The 15,591-nt window shown below is 70.6% G+C and carries 12 protein-coding genes and 1 riboswitch; of the genes, 11 read left to right on the top strand and 1 reads right to left on the bottom strand.

The genetic code is table 11. From position 1 onward, the window contains the following. Positions 1-62 precede the first annotated feature (62 nt). Genes ACTVCO_RS03400 through ACTVCO_RS03415 form a run of 4 tightly spaced genes read left to right on the top strand, consistent with a single transcriptional unit; the run spans position 63 to position 4,343 of the window. Positions 63-1,244, top strand: a complete 1,182-nt coding sequence (locus ACTVCO_RS03400; RefSeq protein WP_443726968.1) for an ROK family transcriptional regulator — start codon at positions 63-65, stop codon at positions 1,242-1,244. Beyond that, positions 1,241-2,335: a substrate-binding domain-containing protein gene (locus ACTVCO_RS03405; protein WP_443726969.1), complete on the top strand. Its 1,095-nt coding sequence runs from the start codon at positions 1,241-1,243 to the stop codon at positions 2,333-2,335. Before ACTVCO_RS03400 ends, ACTVCO_RS03405 begins: the two co-directional genes overlap by 4 nt. Beyond that, positions 2,332-3,129: an ATP-binding cassette domain-containing protein gene (locus ACTVCO_RS03410; protein ID WP_443726970.1), complete on the top strand. Its 798-nt coding sequence runs from the start codon at positions 2,332-2,334 to the stop codon at positions 3,127-3,129. The genes ACTVCO_RS03405 and ACTVCO_RS03410 overlap by 4 nt, the downstream gene beginning before the upstream one ends. Next, positions 3,126-4,343, top strand: coding sequence for a sugar ABC transporter permease (locus ACTVCO_RS03415; protein WP_443726971.1), 1,218 nt, complete (start codon positions 3,126-3,128; stop codon positions 4,341-4,343). The genes ACTVCO_RS03410 and ACTVCO_RS03415 overlap by 4 nt, the downstream gene beginning before the upstream one ends. Here ACTVCO_RS03415 and purU read toward each other — a convergent pair. Continuing rightward, positions 4,330-5,220, bottom strand: coding sequence for a formyltetrahydrofolate deformylase (gene purU, locus ACTVCO_RS03420; protein ID WP_443726972.1), 891 nt, complete (start codon positions 5,218-5,220; stop codon positions 4,330-4,332). The genes ACTVCO_RS03415 and purU overlap by 14 nt on opposite strands. 149 nt (positions 5,221-5,369) lie before the next feature. Between purU and ACTVCO_RS03425 the strand changes: the two genes are divergently transcribed. The 7 genes from ACTVCO_RS03425 to ACTVCO_RS03455 all read left to right on the top strand — a co-directional run bounded on the left by ACTVCO_RS03425 (position 5,370) and on the right by ACTVCO_RS03455 (position 15,579). Then, on the top strand, positions 5,370-5,858 hold the full coding sequence (locus ACTVCO_RS03425; RefSeq protein ID WP_443726973.1) for a GNAT family N-acetyltransferase: 489 nt from the start codon (positions 5,370-5,372) through the stop codon (positions 5,856-5,858). A 56-nt stretch (positions 5,859-5,914) separates the two neighbouring features. After that, a riboswitch (ZMP/ZTP riboswitch) is annotated at positions 5,915-6,006 on the top strand. Between the two features lie 85 nt (positions 6,007-6,091). Beyond that, positions 6,092-7,372, top strand: a complete 1,281-nt coding sequence (gene glyA, locus ACTVCO_RS03430; RefSeq protein ID WP_443726974.1) for a serine hydroxymethyltransferase — start codon at positions 6,092-6,094, stop codon at positions 7,370-7,372. A gap of 59 nt (positions 7,373-7,431) precedes the next feature. Further along, positions 7,432-8,313: a bifunctional methylenetetrahydrofolate dehydrogenase/methenyltetrahydrofolate cyclohydrolase gene (locus ACTVCO_RS03435; protein ID WP_443726975.1), complete on the top strand. Its 882-nt coding sequence runs from the start codon at positions 7,432-7,434 to the stop codon at positions 8,311-8,313. Positions 8,314-8,437: 124 nt separating this feature from the next. Further along, positions 8,438-8,569, top strand: a complete 132-nt coding sequence (locus ACTVCO_RS03440; RefSeq protein WP_443726976.1) for a hypothetical protein — start codon at positions 8,438-8,440, stop codon at positions 8,567-8,569. 140 nt (positions 8,570-8,709) lie between these two features. Beyond that, positions 8,710-14,055, top strand: coding sequence for an ExeM/NucH family extracellular endonuclease (locus ACTVCO_RS03445; RefSeq protein ID WP_443726977.1), 5,346 nt, complete (start codon positions 8,710-8,712; stop codon positions 14,053-14,055). 160 nt (positions 14,056-14,215) lie between these two features. Next, positions 14,216-15,016 carry an exodeoxyribonuclease III gene (locus ACTVCO_RS03450; RefSeq protein WP_443726978.1) on the top strand — a complete coding sequence of 267 codons (801 nt, stop codon included), beginning with the start codon at positions 14,216-14,218 and terminating at the stop codon, positions 15,014-15,016. 113 nt (positions 15,017-15,129) lie between these two features. Beyond that, positions 15,130-15,579 (top strand): peptidoglycan-binding domain-containing protein, encoded by a 450-nt coding sequence (locus ACTVCO_RS03455; protein ID WP_443726979.1) that lies wholly within the window; start codon positions 15,130-15,132, stop codon positions 15,577-15,579. The last annotated feature ends 12 nt before the right edge of the window (positions 15,580-15,591 follow it).

Consider the following 15,591-nt stretch of genomic DNA (forward strand, 5'->3'; position numbering starts at 1 on the left):
GCAGTCCTGCCGCCCGGCGGGCGGTCCCGCAGGTGAGCGCCGTCCGCGTAGGATCAGTGACCGTGAGCATCGACCGGCAGACGCCGGGTTCCCAGACCTCGCTCCGCGAGGCCAACCGGGCCCGTGTCCTCCATGCGGTCCAGCAGCGCGGCGCCCTCACGCAGGTCGAGCTGGCTGGCGTCACAGGGCTGTCCCCGGCCACCGTGTCGAACATCGTCAAGGAGCTCACCGCCGCCGGTGTCCTCGCCACCGCCCCGACGTCCCGCTCCGGCCGCCGGGCGCAACAGGTGACGCTCGCGCGCAGCCTCGGCCTTGTCGCCGGAGTCCACTTCGGCTTCAGGACGCTCCGCGTCGCGCTTGCCGACACGGCCCACCGCGTCGTCGCCGAGGTGCGCATGCCGCTGCCGCCCGACCACCGCGCCGACTTCGGCCTCGACCGCGTCGTCATGGTCATCGATGAGCTGCTCGAGCAGGTCGACGCGAGCCGGGCCGAGCTGCTGCGCGTCGGCGTGGCGGTTGCCGCGCCGGTCGACCCCGCGACCGGAACGGTCTCGACCCGGGGTCTCCTGCGCGGCTGGGACGGCGTGAGCGTTCCGGACGTCCTCGCGGCCGAGCTCGCCGTGCCGGTGCACGTCGACAACGACGCGAATCTCGGTGCGCTCGCCGAGCATCGCTCCGGCGCCGCGCGCGGCCGCGACAACGCCGTCTACGTGCGCATCTCGCACGGGGTCGGGGCCGGGCTCGTCCTCGGCGGACGCCTCCACCGCGGCCGGGCCGGTGCCGCGGGCGAGATCGGGCACGTCTCGATCGACGAGAACGGTGCGGTGTGCCGCTGCGGCAACCGTGGTTGCCTCGAGATGTACGTTGCTTCTGCCGCCCTCATCGCGGTGCTTGCCCCGTCGCACGGGCACCTCTCGCTCTCGGCGGTGCTCGAGCGCGCCGCCGCGGGCGACCCGGGTTGCTCGCGCGTGGTCGAGGACGCGGGCCGGCACCTGGGCGCGGCCGTGGCGACGCTGTGCACGACGCTCGACCCGGACGTCGTCGTCATCGGCGGACCCGTGGCGGGAGCCGGGGAGATCCTCCTCGGGCCGCTGCGCTCCGTCCTGGCGCGCCGCGCGTTCCCGACGTTCGCGGGCGCAGTCGACGTCGTCGTGGGGGAGCTCGGTCCCGAGGCCGAGCTTCGGGGAGCGCTCCTGCTCGCGCTCGACCACGTGAACTTCTCGCCCGCGCTGGGGGGCTCATGAGACACCGTTCTTCGGCGCGTGGGTTTGCCGCGCTCGTCGTCGGCGCCCTGCTGCTCCTTGCCGCCTGCACCCCGGGGACGGCCTCGCACGAGGAGGGGCCGACGATCGCGCTCCTGCTGCCTGACGCGAAGACCGCGCGCTGGGAGCAGATCGACCGTCCCGGGATCGCAGCGGTCGTCGCCGAGCATTGCGCGTCGTGCACGTTCCTCCACGCCAACGCCCAGCAGGACGCGCTCACACAGCTTGAGCAGGCCCAGTCGTTTCTCGCGCGCGGCGCCGACGTCCTCGTGCTCACCGCGGTCGACGGCGCCTCGGCGCTGTCGATCGTCACCGAGGCGAGCGAGCGAGGCGTGCCCGTCATCGCCTACGACCGCTTCCTCGACAGCCCCGACGTCGCGTTCTACGTGTCGTTCGACTCCGAGCGCATCGGGCGCATCCAGGCGCTCGGGCTCCTTGAGGGCCTCGCTGCCCAGGGGTTCGTGCCGAGTCCGGGTGACGACCGCGGCATCCTCGTCCTCGGCGGTGCATCGACGGACCCGAACTCGGCGCAGCTCGCCCGGGGACGCACGCCCGTCATCGACGGCGCGGGGCTGCGCGTCCTTGCGACGTACGACGTCCCCGACTGGTCACCCGACAAGGCCCAGGACTGGGTCGCTGACCAGGTGGCTCGGTTCTCCGACCGCATCGTCGGCGTGTACGCCGCGAACGATGCGATGGCCGCGGGGGCGACCTCGGCGATGCGCGCCGCAGCGCTGCGGCCGCTGCCCATCACGGTGGGTCAGGATGCCGAGCTTGCGGCCGTGCGCCGCATCCTCACGGGTGACCAGCACATGACCGTCTACAAGGACATCCGCGAGCAAGCCCGCACCGCGGGGGAGCTCGCGGTGCGACTCGCCCAGGGCGAGAACCCTGCGGCCGAGCAGACGCTTGACCGGGTGCCCGCCGTGCTCCTCACCCCGCTTGCCGTGGCACGCGGCGACATTGCCGCGACGATCCTCGGCCGCGGAGTCTTCACGGTCGAAGAGATCTGCGTCGATCCATACATCCAGGCCTGCGAAGACGCCGGCCTTCTGTCGAGGAGTCGTCCATGAGCGCGCCCGCAGTCCTCGCCTTGCGAGGCGTTTCGAAGTCGTTCGGCGCCGTCCGAGCGCTCGTCGACGTCGACCTCGACGTCCACGCGGGGGAGGTGCTCGCGATCATTGGCGACAACGGCGCGGGCAAGTCGACCGCCGTCAAGGTGCTCGCGGGCGACGTCGTGCCCGACGCGGGCTTCGTCGAGGTCGACGGCGTCCGTACGGAGCTCTCGACGCCCGCGGCGGCGCGAGCGGCGGGTGTCGCGACCGTCTACCAGGACCTCGCGCTGTGCGAGAACCTCGACGTCGTCGAGAACATCTTCCTCGGCAACGAGCGGCTCCGGGCCGGGATGCTCGACGAGGTCGAGATGGAGCGCCGGTCATGGGAACTGCTCGGCCAGCTCGCGGTGCGTGTCCCGTCGGTGCGCGTCCCCGTCGGGGCGCTCTCGGGCGGGCAGCGGCAGGCTGTCGCGATCGTGCGTGCCCTGCTCGGCGAGCCACGGGTCGTCATGCTCGACGAGCCGACGGCCGCGCTCGGGATCGCCCAGACGGCCGAGGTTCTCACGCTCGTCGAACGGCTCCGCGACCGCGGTCACGCGGTCGTCCTCGTCTCGAACAACATGTCCGACGTCCACGCGGTCGCCGACCGCATCGCCGTGCTGCGCCTCGGTCGTCGCGGCCCCGTCTTCGACGCCGCGCGGACCAGCTACGAGGACCTCATCGCCGCCGTCACGGGCGCGCGCACGGTCCACGCGCCGTCCGACGTCCCTCTCACCGCGCCGCCCGCATCCCCCTCGGAGGAGTCCCGATGAACCGCGTCGCCGAGCTGCCCGTGCTGCGGCACGTCGCCGAGGCCGTCGGGGAGGTCGTCGACCGCGCTCGCACCGGCCAGCTGCGCTCCCTGGGAGGCGTCGCCGCGCTCGTCGTCGTGTGGATCGGCTTCGGCGTGCTCGCCCCCGCGTTCCTCTCGGCCGACAACCTCGTCAACGTCACGCAGCAGTCGGCTGTCGTCGGGCTCCTCGCGCTGGGTGTCGTCCTCGTCATGCTCATCGGCCAGCTCGACCTGTCGGTTGGCGCTGTCTCGGCACTGGGGTCCGCGATCGTCGCCGTCGGCAGCCAGCAGGCCGGACTGCCCATGTGGCTCTCGGTCATCGCGGCGGTCGGGGCGGGCGCCGTCGTCGGGCTCGGCTACGGCATCGTGAGCCAACGCTTCGGTGTGCCCGGGCTCGTGCTCACGCTCGCCGGCCTGCTGGCCGCTCACGGTCTGCAGCTCACGGTGCTCGGCGCGACCGGGTCGGTCAACGTGCCGTACGAGTCGTGGCTCGTGCGCTTCGCGCAGGCCACCTACCTCGAGCCGTCCGCAGCGCTCGGCGGCGGCATCGTCGTCGTCGCGGCCGTCGCGGTCCTCAGCGTGCGCGACCGCCGACACCGCATGAGCGCGGGACTGCCTGCGCGGTCGTGGGAAGAGATCACGGTGCGGCTCGTCGGCCTGGCCGTCGTTCTTCTTGGCGGGGCCGCCTACCTGTCGACGGACCGTGGTGTGGGCGCGATGTTCGTCGTGTTCCTCGCCGCGGTTGCCCTTGTCGACGTGGCTGTCCGCCGGACGCGGTGGGGCCGTGCGGTGCGTGCGGTCGGGGGCGATGCTGAGTCGGCGCGACGCGCAGGCCTGTCGGTCAAGGGCGTGACGATCTCGGTGTACGTCCTGTGCTCGACCCTCGCCGCGCTCGGTGGTGTGCTCGCGGTGGGCCGCCTCGCGGCGGCCAACCAGGGGTCGGGAGGCGCAGAGCTGAGCCTCACCGCGATCGCCGCAGCGCTCATCGGGGGCGCGAGCCTCTACGGCGGGCGCGGCTCCGCGTGGTCCGCGTTCCTCGGCGTGCTCGTCGTGCAGTCGATCTCGACGGGGCTGGCGATGACGAGCGCCCCGCCGGCCGTGCGTTACCTCGTCCTCGCGGTCACGCTCGTGCTCGCGGTTGCGATCGACACGTCCTCGCACCGGCGGCGTGCGGGAGTCCTCAGCGGAAGATGACGGTCCGGTGCCCGTTGAGCAGGATGCGGTGCTCGGAGTGCCAGCGCACCGCGCGGGCCAGGACGCGGCGCTCGACGTCCTGGCCGAGAGCGACGAGCGCGTCGGTCGACCGTGAGTGGTCGACACGTTCGACGTCCTGCTCGATGATCGGGCCCTCGTCGAGGTCACCCGTCACGTAGTGGCTCGTCGCACCGATGAGCTTGACGCCGCGTGCGTGTGCCTGGTGGTAGGGCTTGGCGCCCTTGAACGACGGCAGGAACGAGTGGTGGATGTTGATGACCTGGCCCTCGAGCGTGCGGCACAGGTCGTCCGAGAGGACCTGCATGTAGCGCGCGAGAACGACGAGCTCGACACCGTGCTCCTCGACGAGGGCGAGCAGCTGCGCCTCGGCGTCGGCCTTGGTGTCCTTCGTGACCGGGACGTGGTGGAACGGCTTGCCGTAGAACGCGGCGAGCGGCGCGAGGTCGGCGTGGTTGCCGACCACACCGACGACGTCGATCTCGAGCCCTTCGGACCGTTCGCGGAAGAGCAGGTCGTTGAGGCAGTGCGCGGCCTTGGAGACGAGCACGAGCGTGCGCACGGGACGGCCGACGACGTCGAGCGTCCACGTCATGCCGAACCGGGTGGCGAGCTCGCCGATGGCTCCGCGCAGCTCGTCGGGCGCGGCTGACGACCGCACCTGGACGCGCATGAAGAAGAGGTCCGTCTCGGGGTCGCCGTACTGCTGGGACTCGGTGATGTTGCCGCCGTGCGCCGCGAGCACACCCGTGACCGCGTGGACGATCCCGGGGCGGTCCGGGCACGAGAGGGCGAGGACCCAGTGCGTCGGGTCGGGTGAAGCGGTGGCGTCGAGGGCGCTGAGGGCGGCGGTGGTCACGGGGCGAGGGTAGTCCACCGGCCGTGCGCGCGGCGGGACGCAGCACCCTGCGGACGCCCGGCGGCGGTCGCGGCGGCCACGACGTTCGTCGCTGTCCGTTGTCGTGGACGACACATGCGGGCGGGGCACGTACCTGACACGATGAGGCTATGAACGACGCCCTCCGCATCGGACCCGTCTCCCTCGAGCACGCAGGCGAGCTCCTCACGCTGCGGCGTGCTGCGTTCGTCACGGAGGCGCAGACGTACGACGATCCGTTCATCCCCCCGCTCACGCAGACCCTGAGCGAGCTGCGGGCCGACATCGAGGCGGCGGGCGTCATCACGCTCGGTGCGTGGGACGGCACACGCCTCATCGGGTCGGTACGGATCGAGATTGAGGACGACAAGGCGACCCTCGGCCGGCTCGCGGTCGCCCCCGACCGCCAGGGCGAGGGGATCGGCACGCAGATGATGCTCGCGGTCGCGCCGTTGCTGCCTGACGAGACGGAGGAGATCTGGGTGTTCACGGGCCGTGACTCCAAGCAGAACCTCGCGATGTACCAGAACCGGGGCTACGAGCACCAGTTCGACGAGACGGTCGGCGACCTCACGTACGCCTACCTGCGGCGCATCCTCGGGGAGGACGTCGAGGGCTGAGAGGCTCACCGTCGGGGAGCGGCCGCACGCGTGGCAGCCCTCGACCTTGCTAGGCTGTTCATCGTCGCGACTGGCGCATTCAGGTGGGTCACCACCGGGGAGCGACACCTTCTTCTCCGACTTCGGGTCGTTCGCCTGGGCCCCGGTCACCGCACTGTCGTGCGCGTGCCCGCCCGGCACCCGCACAGACATGCATCTGACTGCACGTCCACCACGTCTGAAGGAGACAGCGAATGAGCCAGCACGAGCCGGTCCTCGACCAAGGCCTCGCCGAGGTCGATCCGGAGATCGCCGCGGTCCTCGACGGTGAGCTCGCGCGTCAGCGCGGCACTCTCGAGATGATCGCGTCGGAGAACTTCGTCCCGCGGGCGGTCCTTGAGGCCCAGGGTTCGGTTCTCACGAACAAGTACGCCGAGGGCTACCCGGGTCGCCGCTACTACGGTGGCTGCGAGCAGGTCGACATCGCTGAAGAGCTCGCGATCTCGCGCGCCAAGTCGCTCTTCGGCGCCGAGCACGCGAACGTCCAGCCCCACTCGGGTGCGACCGCGAACGCTGCCGTCCTTCACGCGCTCATCAAGCCAGGCGACAAGATCATGGGCCTTGAGCTCGCCCACGGTGGTCACCTCACCCACGGCATGAAGATCAACTTCTCGGGCAAGCTCTACGAGGTTGCCGCGTACGGCGTCGACCCTGACACGATGCGCCTCGACATGGACAAGGTGCGCGAGCAGGCGCTCGCTGCCCGCCCCGACGTCATCATCGGTGGCTGGTCCGCCTACCCCCGTCACCTCGACTTCGAGGCCTTCCGGTCGATCGCTGACGAGGTGGGTGCGAAGCTCTGGGTCGACATGGCCCACTTCGCCGGTCTCGTCGCCGCGGGCCTGCACCCCAACCCGGTGCCGTACGCGGACGTCGTCTCCTCGACGGTCCACAAGACGATCGGTGGCCCCCGTTCGGGCTTCATCCTCTCGCGCGAGGAGTACGCGAAGAAGATCGACTCGGCCGTCTTCCCGGGGCAGCAGGGTGGCCCGCTCATGCACGTCGTGGCCGCGAAGGCCGTCTCGTTCAAGATTGCTGCGTCCGAGGGGTTCAAGGAGCGCCAGGAGCGCGTGCTCGCCGGAGCGCGGATCATCGCTGAGCGCCTCACGGCCGCCGATGTGCGTGCGGCGGGTGTCGACGTGCTCACGGGCGGGACCGACGTCCACCTCGTGCTCGTCGACCTGCGCCACTCCGACCTCGACGGCCAGCAGGCTGAGGACCTCCTGCACTCGGTCGACATCACCGTCAACCGCAACGCCGTCCCGTTCGACCCGCGCCCCCCGCGCGTGACGTCGGGCTTGCGCATCGGCACGCCCGCGCTCGCGACGCGTGGCTTCGGCGACACGGAGTTCGCCGAGGTTGCCGAGATCATCGCGACGGCTCTCAAGGGTGGTGCCGACATCGAGGCCCTGCGCGCTCGCGTGCAGAACCTCGCGGACGCCTTCCCGCTCTACCCCGACCTGCAGCAGTACTGACACGCGTGTCCGCCCGGCCGGGTTGTCCCGGCCGGGCGGACGTGCGCGGGAGGAGACACATGACCGCACAGATTCTCGACGGGAAGGCCACGGCGGCCGCCCTCAAGGCTGAGCTTGCCGAGCGGGTCGCGGCACTGACCGCGCAGGGTGTGACGCCCGGCCTCGGGACCGTCCTCGTCGGCGAGGACCCTGGTTCGAAGGCGTACGTCGCGGGCAAGCACCGTGACTGCGCCGAGGTCGGGATCGCGTCGATCCGCGTGGACCTTCCGGCCGACGCCACCCAGGCTGACGTCGAGGCCGCGATCGAGCGGCTCAACGCTGACCCGGCGTGCACGGGCTACATCGTCCAGCTGCCGCTCCCGCGCGGCATCGACACCCATCGTGTGCTCGAGCTCATCGACCCGGACAAGGACGCCGACGGCCTCCACCCGACAAACCTGGGGCGACTCGTCCTGCGTGTGAGCGGCGCGATCGACTCACCGCTGCCGTGCACCCCCGCAGGCATCCTCGAGCTCGTGGGGCGGTACGGGATCGACCTCGCGGGCAAGGACATCGTCGTGCTCGGTCGTGGCACGACCGTGGGGCGTTCGATCGGGCTCCTGCTCACCCGCAAGGAGGTCAACGCGACCGTGACGCTCACGCACACCGGGACGGTCGACGTCGCCGCGCACCTGCGGCGCGCGGACGTCATCGTGGCCGCGGCGGGGGTCGCGCACGTCGTGCGGGCCGAGGACGTCAAGCCGGGCGCGATCGTCATCGACGTCGGTGTGAGCCGTGTCGAGAATCCCGAGACGGGCAAGGCCACGCTCCTGGGCGACGTCGACCCCGCCGTCGCCGAGGTGGCGTCGTGGATCTCGCCCAACCCGGGCGGGGTCGGCCCCATGACGCGGGCGATGCTCCTCGCGAACGTCGTCGACACGGCGGAGCGCGCCGCACGCTGAGCGGCACGCACCCTGCGGTCTTTTGAGCGCTGCGCGCACGGGGACGTTCCACGCCGCGAGATCACCGGCCGCATGCCGGGATGCGCGCGGGGCCGCCGAGGCCTCTCACCCGCCGCTCACCCCGGTGCCCCTGGACGACGTGCGCTCGGCAGGCGCCGGGCGCGGGATTGCCCCGTCGATGCTCGACGCGCGCTCCCGACCAGCCCCGACGCCGGGCAAGCCGACACCGGCGCGCACGGCCGCGTTCATCTGGTGACCCCACGTCAGACACCTCCCCGGGGTGTCCTTGGACAGTCCTAGGCGCCGTGAGCGGTGGCGACAGGCGGAGAACGGGCTGAGCCTGTCCCCACCGTCGACCAGCACGTGCAACGGCGCACGTGCGAGATTGGGGTTTCCATGCGCAAGAGCTCGGTGCAGGCACGCGTCGTCGCGACGCTCGCCAGCGCCTCGATGATCGGGGCCGTCGGCCTCGTGACAGCGGGAACGGCCTCAGCTGCCGTCTCGCCCGAGGCGTCCGTCGTCATCAACGAGGTCTACGGAGGGGGTGGTAACAGCGGATCGTTCTGGATGAGCGACTTCGTCGAGCTCTACAACCCCTCTGACGCACCTCAGTCGCTCGACGGCTGGAGCATCCAGTACGCGTCGGCCGGCGGGAGCTCGTGGGCTGCCACGCCCCTTGCCGGGGCGATCCCCGCGAAGGGCCACTTCCTCGTCAAGCAGGCCGACGGCGCGGGGGGTAGCGCTGCGCTCCCGACACCGGATGTGGGCGGGACGACCGCGATGGCGGGCGCTGCGGGCAAGATTGCGCTCGTCAGCACGACGACGGCACTGACCTGCGGCACCTCGTGCACTGCGGCGGCCGAGGTCGTCGACTTCGTCGGCACCGGGAGCGCGAACGACTTCGCGCAGAGCGCCGCGCCGGCGACGTCGAACAGCACGTCGGTGAGCCGGACTGACGGTGTCAACACCGCCAACAACGGCGCTGACTTCACCGCGGGTGAGCCCTCCCCGACGAATGCACTCGGTGAGACAGAGGCGCCGGGCGAGCCGGACCCAGAGCCGACCGACGAGCCGACCGACGAGCCGACCGACGAGCCGACCGACGAGCCGACGACGACCGACCCCACGACGCGGACGATCGCCGAGATCCAGGGCTCGGGCGCACAGACCCCGCTTGCCGGTGAGATCGTGCGCACGACGGGCGTCGTCACGGCCGCGTACCCGACCGGCGGCTACCGCGGGATCGTCATCCAGACGCCCGGCACGGACACGACGCCGGACGCCTCGGACGCGATCTTCGTCTACCACGCGGGCAGCGCGATCACCGTCGAGATCGGCGACCACGTCACCGTGACCGGAACGGCCGGCGAGTTCTCAGGCCTCACTCAGCTGAGCGGCCCCGGCCTCGAGATCACCGCGACCCGTGAGGGTGAGGGCGCAGCCGTTCCGCTCGAGATCGCCTGGCCCACGACCGACGCGGCGCGCGAAGCGATCGAATCGATGCTCATCGCGCCTCAGGGTGACATGACCGTCTCGAACACGTACTCGACGAACCAGTACGGCGAGGTGGGCCTCGCTGCCGGCACGACGCCCCTGCGCCAGCCGACCGATGCCGCTCGCCCTGGCTCTGCAGGGGCTGCCGAGACAGCTGAGGACAACGCCGCACGCGGCGTCATCCTCGACGACGGCGCCTCGACGAACTTCCTCAGCTCCGCCAACCGCGGGCTCACGCCCCCGTACGTCTCGCTCAGCGAACCCGTCCGTGTCGGCGCAGCCGTGACGTTCGACAGCCCGCTCGTCGTCGACTACCGCAACAACGCGTGGAAGCTCAACCCCACGACGCAGGTGACGCCCGGAAGCGAGACCGCCTCGTTCGAGAACACCCGCACCGCTGCCCCCGCAGCGGCGCAGCTCGGCAACGGCGACCTCACCGTGGCGTCCTTCAACGTCCTCAACTACTTCACGACGCTCGGCGCGGACGTCGCCGGCTGCGTGCCGTACGAGGACCGGGAGGGCAACGGCATCACGGTCCGCGAGTGCCCGGGTGACGGCCCGCGTGGCGCGTGGAACCAGGCAAGCCTCGAGCGTCAGCAGGACAAGATCGTCGCAGCCATCACTGCGGTTGACGCGAGCGTCGTCGGCCTCATGGAGATCGAGAACTCCGTCAAGCTCGGGGCGCCGGTCGACGAGGCGGTCGGGACGCTCGTCGCCGCGCTCAACGCGCGGGCAGGCAGCGACCGCTGGGACTACGTGCGCTCGTCCGCCGACCTGCCGCCCGTCAGCGAGCAGGACGTCATCACCAACGCAGTCATCTACCAGACCGGCCAGGTGACGCCCGTGGGCGCCTCGGTCGCGCTCGGAGACAGCTCGGGCTCGGGCGAGCCGTTCGTCAACGCGCGTGAGCCGATCGGCCAGGCGTTCGCCCCCGCCGAGGGTGGCGAGCCCTTCCTCGTCGTCGTCAACCACTTCAAGTCCAAGGGCTCGGCAGGACCGCTGCCCGGCGACGCCGACAGCAACGACGGGCAGGGTTCGTCGAACGCGTCACGCGTCGCTCAGGCGACCGCGCTCGCGGCCTGGGTCCCGACGGTCCTCGCCGACCTCGCCGCAGACGGCCACGACGTCGCAGACGTCGCGCTCGTCGGCGACTTCAACTCCTACGCCCAGGAGGACCCGATGCAGGTCCTCTACGACGCGGGCTACACCGACGCGCAGACGAAGAACCCGGCGACGGAGCACTCGTACTCCTACCAGGGGCTGTCGGGCTCGCTCGACCACGTGCTGCTCAACGCCTCGTTCCTCGAGCGCACGACCGGTGCCGATATCTGGAACATCAACGCTCCGGAGTCGATCGCCCTTGAGTACTCGCGCTACAACAACCACGGCACGCTCTTCTACGACGTCAGCGCCTACCGGTCCTCCGACCATGACCCCGTCATCGCCGCGTTCGCGTCGAACGATGCGCCGCCGACGAGCGTGAACCTCCGGCTGCTCAACATCAACGACTTCCATGGCCGCATCGACGCGAACACGGTGAAGTTTGCGGGCACGATCGAGCAGCTGCGCAAGGAGGCGGACGAGTCCGTGTTCCTGTCCGCAGGCGACAACATCGGCGCCTCCCTCTTCGCGTCCGCGTTCGCGGACGACGCTCCGACGCTCGAGGTGCTCGATGCTCTTGGCCTCGCGGCCTCGGCCGTCGGCAACCACGAGTTCGACAAGGGCGCGGACGACCTCACGGGTCGCGTCGACGCCGCGGCGGACTTCCCGTACCTGGGTGCGAACGTCTATGCGAAGGGGACGACGACACCGGTTCTCGACGAGTACGCGCTCGTCGAGCGCGGGGGTCTGACGATCGGTGTCATCGGTGCCGTGACGGAAGAGGTCCCGACGCTCGTCACGCCCACGGGCGTCGCCGACCTCGAGTTCGGTGATCCGGTCGAGGCGGTCAACCGTGTGGCCGCGGCACTGTCCGACGGCAACCCGGACAACGGCGAGGCTGATGTCCTCGTGGCCGAGTACCACGAGGGTGCGTCGGCAGGGGACTCTGAGGGGACGACGCTTGAGGCTGAGCTGGCCAAGGGCGGGGCGTTCGCAGCGATCGTCACGGACACGTCCCCGCTGGTCGACGTCGTCTTCACGGGCCACACGCACAAGCAGTACGCGTGGCTCGCGCCGGTGACGGGCGGCGGTGAGCGTCCGATCGTCCAGACCGGTAACTACGGCGAGCACATCGGCGTGGTCGACCTCACGATCGACGTCGCCTCGGGTGACGTGAGTGACGCATCCGCGAAGAACGTGGCGCGCACGACGACGGGTGACGCCGAGCTGGTCGCGGAGTTCCCGCGGGTGGCCGAGGTCAAGACGATCGTCGACGCGGCGCTCGCCGCGGCGGCCGAGGTCGGCAAGCAGCCCGTCGGGTCGGTGACCGCAGACATCACGACTGCGTTCGTCGGAGGCGCGTACGGCGACGACGGCTACGCGGGTGGCACGCGTGACAACCGTGGCGCGGAGTCGACCCTCGGCAACCTCGTCGCCAATGCGCTGCGTGACACGCTGGGCAACCACCAGGCGGGCGCCGACATCGGCGTCGTCAACCCGGGCGGCCTGCGCAACGAGCTCTTGTTTGCGAAGAGTGGGGACGAGGCGACCGATGGCGTCGTCACGTACGCCGAGGCCAACGCGGTGCTGCCGTTCGTCAACAACCTCTGGTCGACGACGCTCACGGGCGCGCAGCTCAAGACGATGCTCGAGCAGCAGTGGCAGACGAACGCGGACGGGACGATCCCGTCGCGCGCCTATCTGCAGCTGGGACTGTCCGACAACGTCTCGTACACGTTCGACTCGACGCGTGACCTCGGTGATCGGATCACGTCGATCACGGTCGACGGCGCGCTGGTGGCGGCGTCGGACTCGTTCCGCGTCGGGACGTTCTCGTACCTCGCGACCGGTGGCGACAACTTCCGGATCTTCACGCAGGGCACGGGCACGGTCGACTCGGGGCTCATCGACCGTGACGCGTGGATCGCCTACCTCGGGTCGCACCCGGCGCTCACACCGTCGTTCGCTGAGCGCGCGGTCGAGGTCGTGGGTGCTCCCACGACGGTCGAGACGGGGGCGGCGCTGTCGTTCGGCGTCGCTGGGCTGGACCTCACGAGTCTCGGCTCGCCGCGCAACACGTCGCTCACGGCGACGTTCCACGGGGGCACGCTCCCCGAGGCGGGCATCGCGCTCGGCACCCTCACGGTGTCCGAGGGTGCGGCGACCGTGAGCGGCACGGTCCCGGCTGAGGCCGCGGGTGCGACGACGTTGCGCCTCACTGTCGCGCCGTCGGGCACGGTCGTCGTGATCCCGCTCGTCGTGACGGCGCCGGTCGTCGTCGATCCGGAGACGACGCGCACGACCTTGGCCGTGACGGGGGACCGCATCGAGGGGCGCACGCTCACCCTCGTGGCGAAGGTCGCCCCCGCGGATGCTGCGGGTGTCGTCGAGTTCCGTGACGGACGCACCGTGCTCGGGCGTGCGACCGTGACGACGGGCAGTGCGACGTTGTCGACGTCGAGCCTCGAGCGCGGTGTCCACCGTCTCTCGGCACGGTTCGTCCCGTCCGACGAGACCGCGTACGAGGCCTCGAGGTCGGCGACGAGCATCGTGACGATCGCGGCGCGGCCGACGCCCCCTGAGACGAAGTCGCCCGTGGTGGTGCGGATGAAGGTCGCTCCCGCGCGCGTCACGTACGGGAAGGCGGCGAAGGTCACCGTGACCGTCACCGGCAGGACGTCTGCGCCGCAGGGTGTTGTCGGCATCTACGACGGCACCCGACGCGTGGCGCTCGGCACGCTCACGGTGTCGGGACGCACGGGCAAGGTGACGGTTGCGCTGCCGCGGACGCTTGCGGCGGGCACGCACCAGCTGTGGGCGCGGTATTCGGGCACGTCGACGACGCACGCGGGCACGTCGAAGATCACGACGCTCAAGGTCGTCAAGGCGCGGGCGAAGGTCAAGGCGTCGGTCTCGCGTGACGGGCGCACCGTCCGGGTGTCCGTGACGGCCAAGGGCTACGTCCCGACGGGTGTGGTCTCGGTGCGCATGGACCGGGGCCGGACGACGACGGTCGTCCTGCGCCGGGGCGAGGCGACGATCCGGGTCGCTCAGCCTCGTCGGGGCCTTCACGTCTACACCGTGAAGTACTCGGGTTCTGCCGGGACGCAGAGCTCGACCGTCAAGGTGATGCGCGTCGTGCGCTGACCTGCCCTCCGCAGCGGTGCCGTGCGCGTGAGCGCGCGGCACCGCTGTCGTCCCCCCTTGTGTCCGACGCTCTGCTCCCCGTACCGGATGTCTGAGGCATGGGGGAGGATGGATCGCCGGGCACCCCCGGACTCGCCCCCACGCACTCGCAGGAGCTCACGTGCCGATCAAGGTCACGACGGTCAATGTCAACGGCATCCGTGCCGCCTACCGCAAGGGCATGGACGCCTGGCTCGCCACCGAGGCTCCGGATGTCCTGCTGCTCCAGGAGGTGCGTGCTCCGGACGACGTGGTCCACGACCTGCTCGGTGAGGACTGGCACGTCGTGCACCAGGCCTGCGACATCAAGGGGCGGGCGGGGGTCGCGATCGCGACGCGACTGCCGTTGTCGACCGTCCGCGTGGGGCTCACGGAGACCGAGCCGGACGTCGACACGGGCCGGTGGGTCGAGGCCGATGTCGAGCTGCCCTCGGGGGCGTCGCTCACGGTGGTCTCGACGTACATCCACTCGGGCACGGCGGGGACGCCGAAGATGGACCAGAAGTACGCGCACCTCGAGAAGGTCACGACTCGCCTGCGTGAGATTGCCGCAGCGGGTGGGCTCGGCGTCGTCGCGGGTGACATCAACATCGCGCACACGAACAACGACATCAAGAACTGGAAGGGCAACCTCAAGAGCGCGGGATTCCTGCCTGAGGAGCGTGCCTACCTCGACCTGTGGTTCGGCGAGCTCGGCTTCGTCGATCTGGGGCGTCGCTTCGCGGGTGACGTCCCGGGGCCATACACGTGGTGGTCCAACCGTGGTCAGGCGTTCGACAACGACTCCGGTTGGCGGATCGACTACCACATGACGACGCCTGAGCTCGCGGCCGCGGCGCAGTCGATCAGCGTGGGTCGGGCCGAGAGCTACGACGCGCGGTGGTCGGATCATGCGCCCCTCACGGCGGTCTACGACATCTGACGGACCTGGCAGCGTCTGCGATTTCCGTGCGGGTGTGGTCGGTCGCTCCGGATGCGGGCTGATGTGACCTTCGTTACGGTTGTGACGGCGTCGATCGGCGCCACGTGGACACCATGGAGGTCTTTCGCATGCGTCAGATTCAACGACGTGCCTTGAGCGCGCTCGCGACCGTTGCGCTCGCGTTCGGCGGCTTTGCTGTCGCGACTGCGACCGCTGCACCCGCCTCGGCGGCCACCCCGTTCTGCAATGGCCATTACACGCGCGCGGGCAACCTCGGCGTTCCCGGCTACGTGGCCTCGGGGACGTCGACGTATGTCTGCAAGCTGTCCCAGGGGCGGAGGGGCAACCCAGTGAAGTGGCTGCAAGAGAGCATCCGCTACTGCTACGGCCACAAGATTGCAGTCGACGGCGTCTTTGGTCCGGCGACCCGCTCAGCGCTCATCTCGGTGCAGCGCAAGGTCGGTGTCGTGGCGGACGGCGTCTACGGCCCCAAGACCGCCAAGGCGATGCAGCACTCCGGGTACGCGAACGGAATCCCGTACCAGTTCTGCATGAAGTTCTGAGCACCGCGGGCG

Origin of the sequence: Sanguibacter sp. A247 (assembly GCF_052324925.1) — a bacterium.
GTDB lineage: Bacteria > Actinomycetota > Actinomycetes > Actinomycetales > Cellulomonadaceae > Flavimobilis.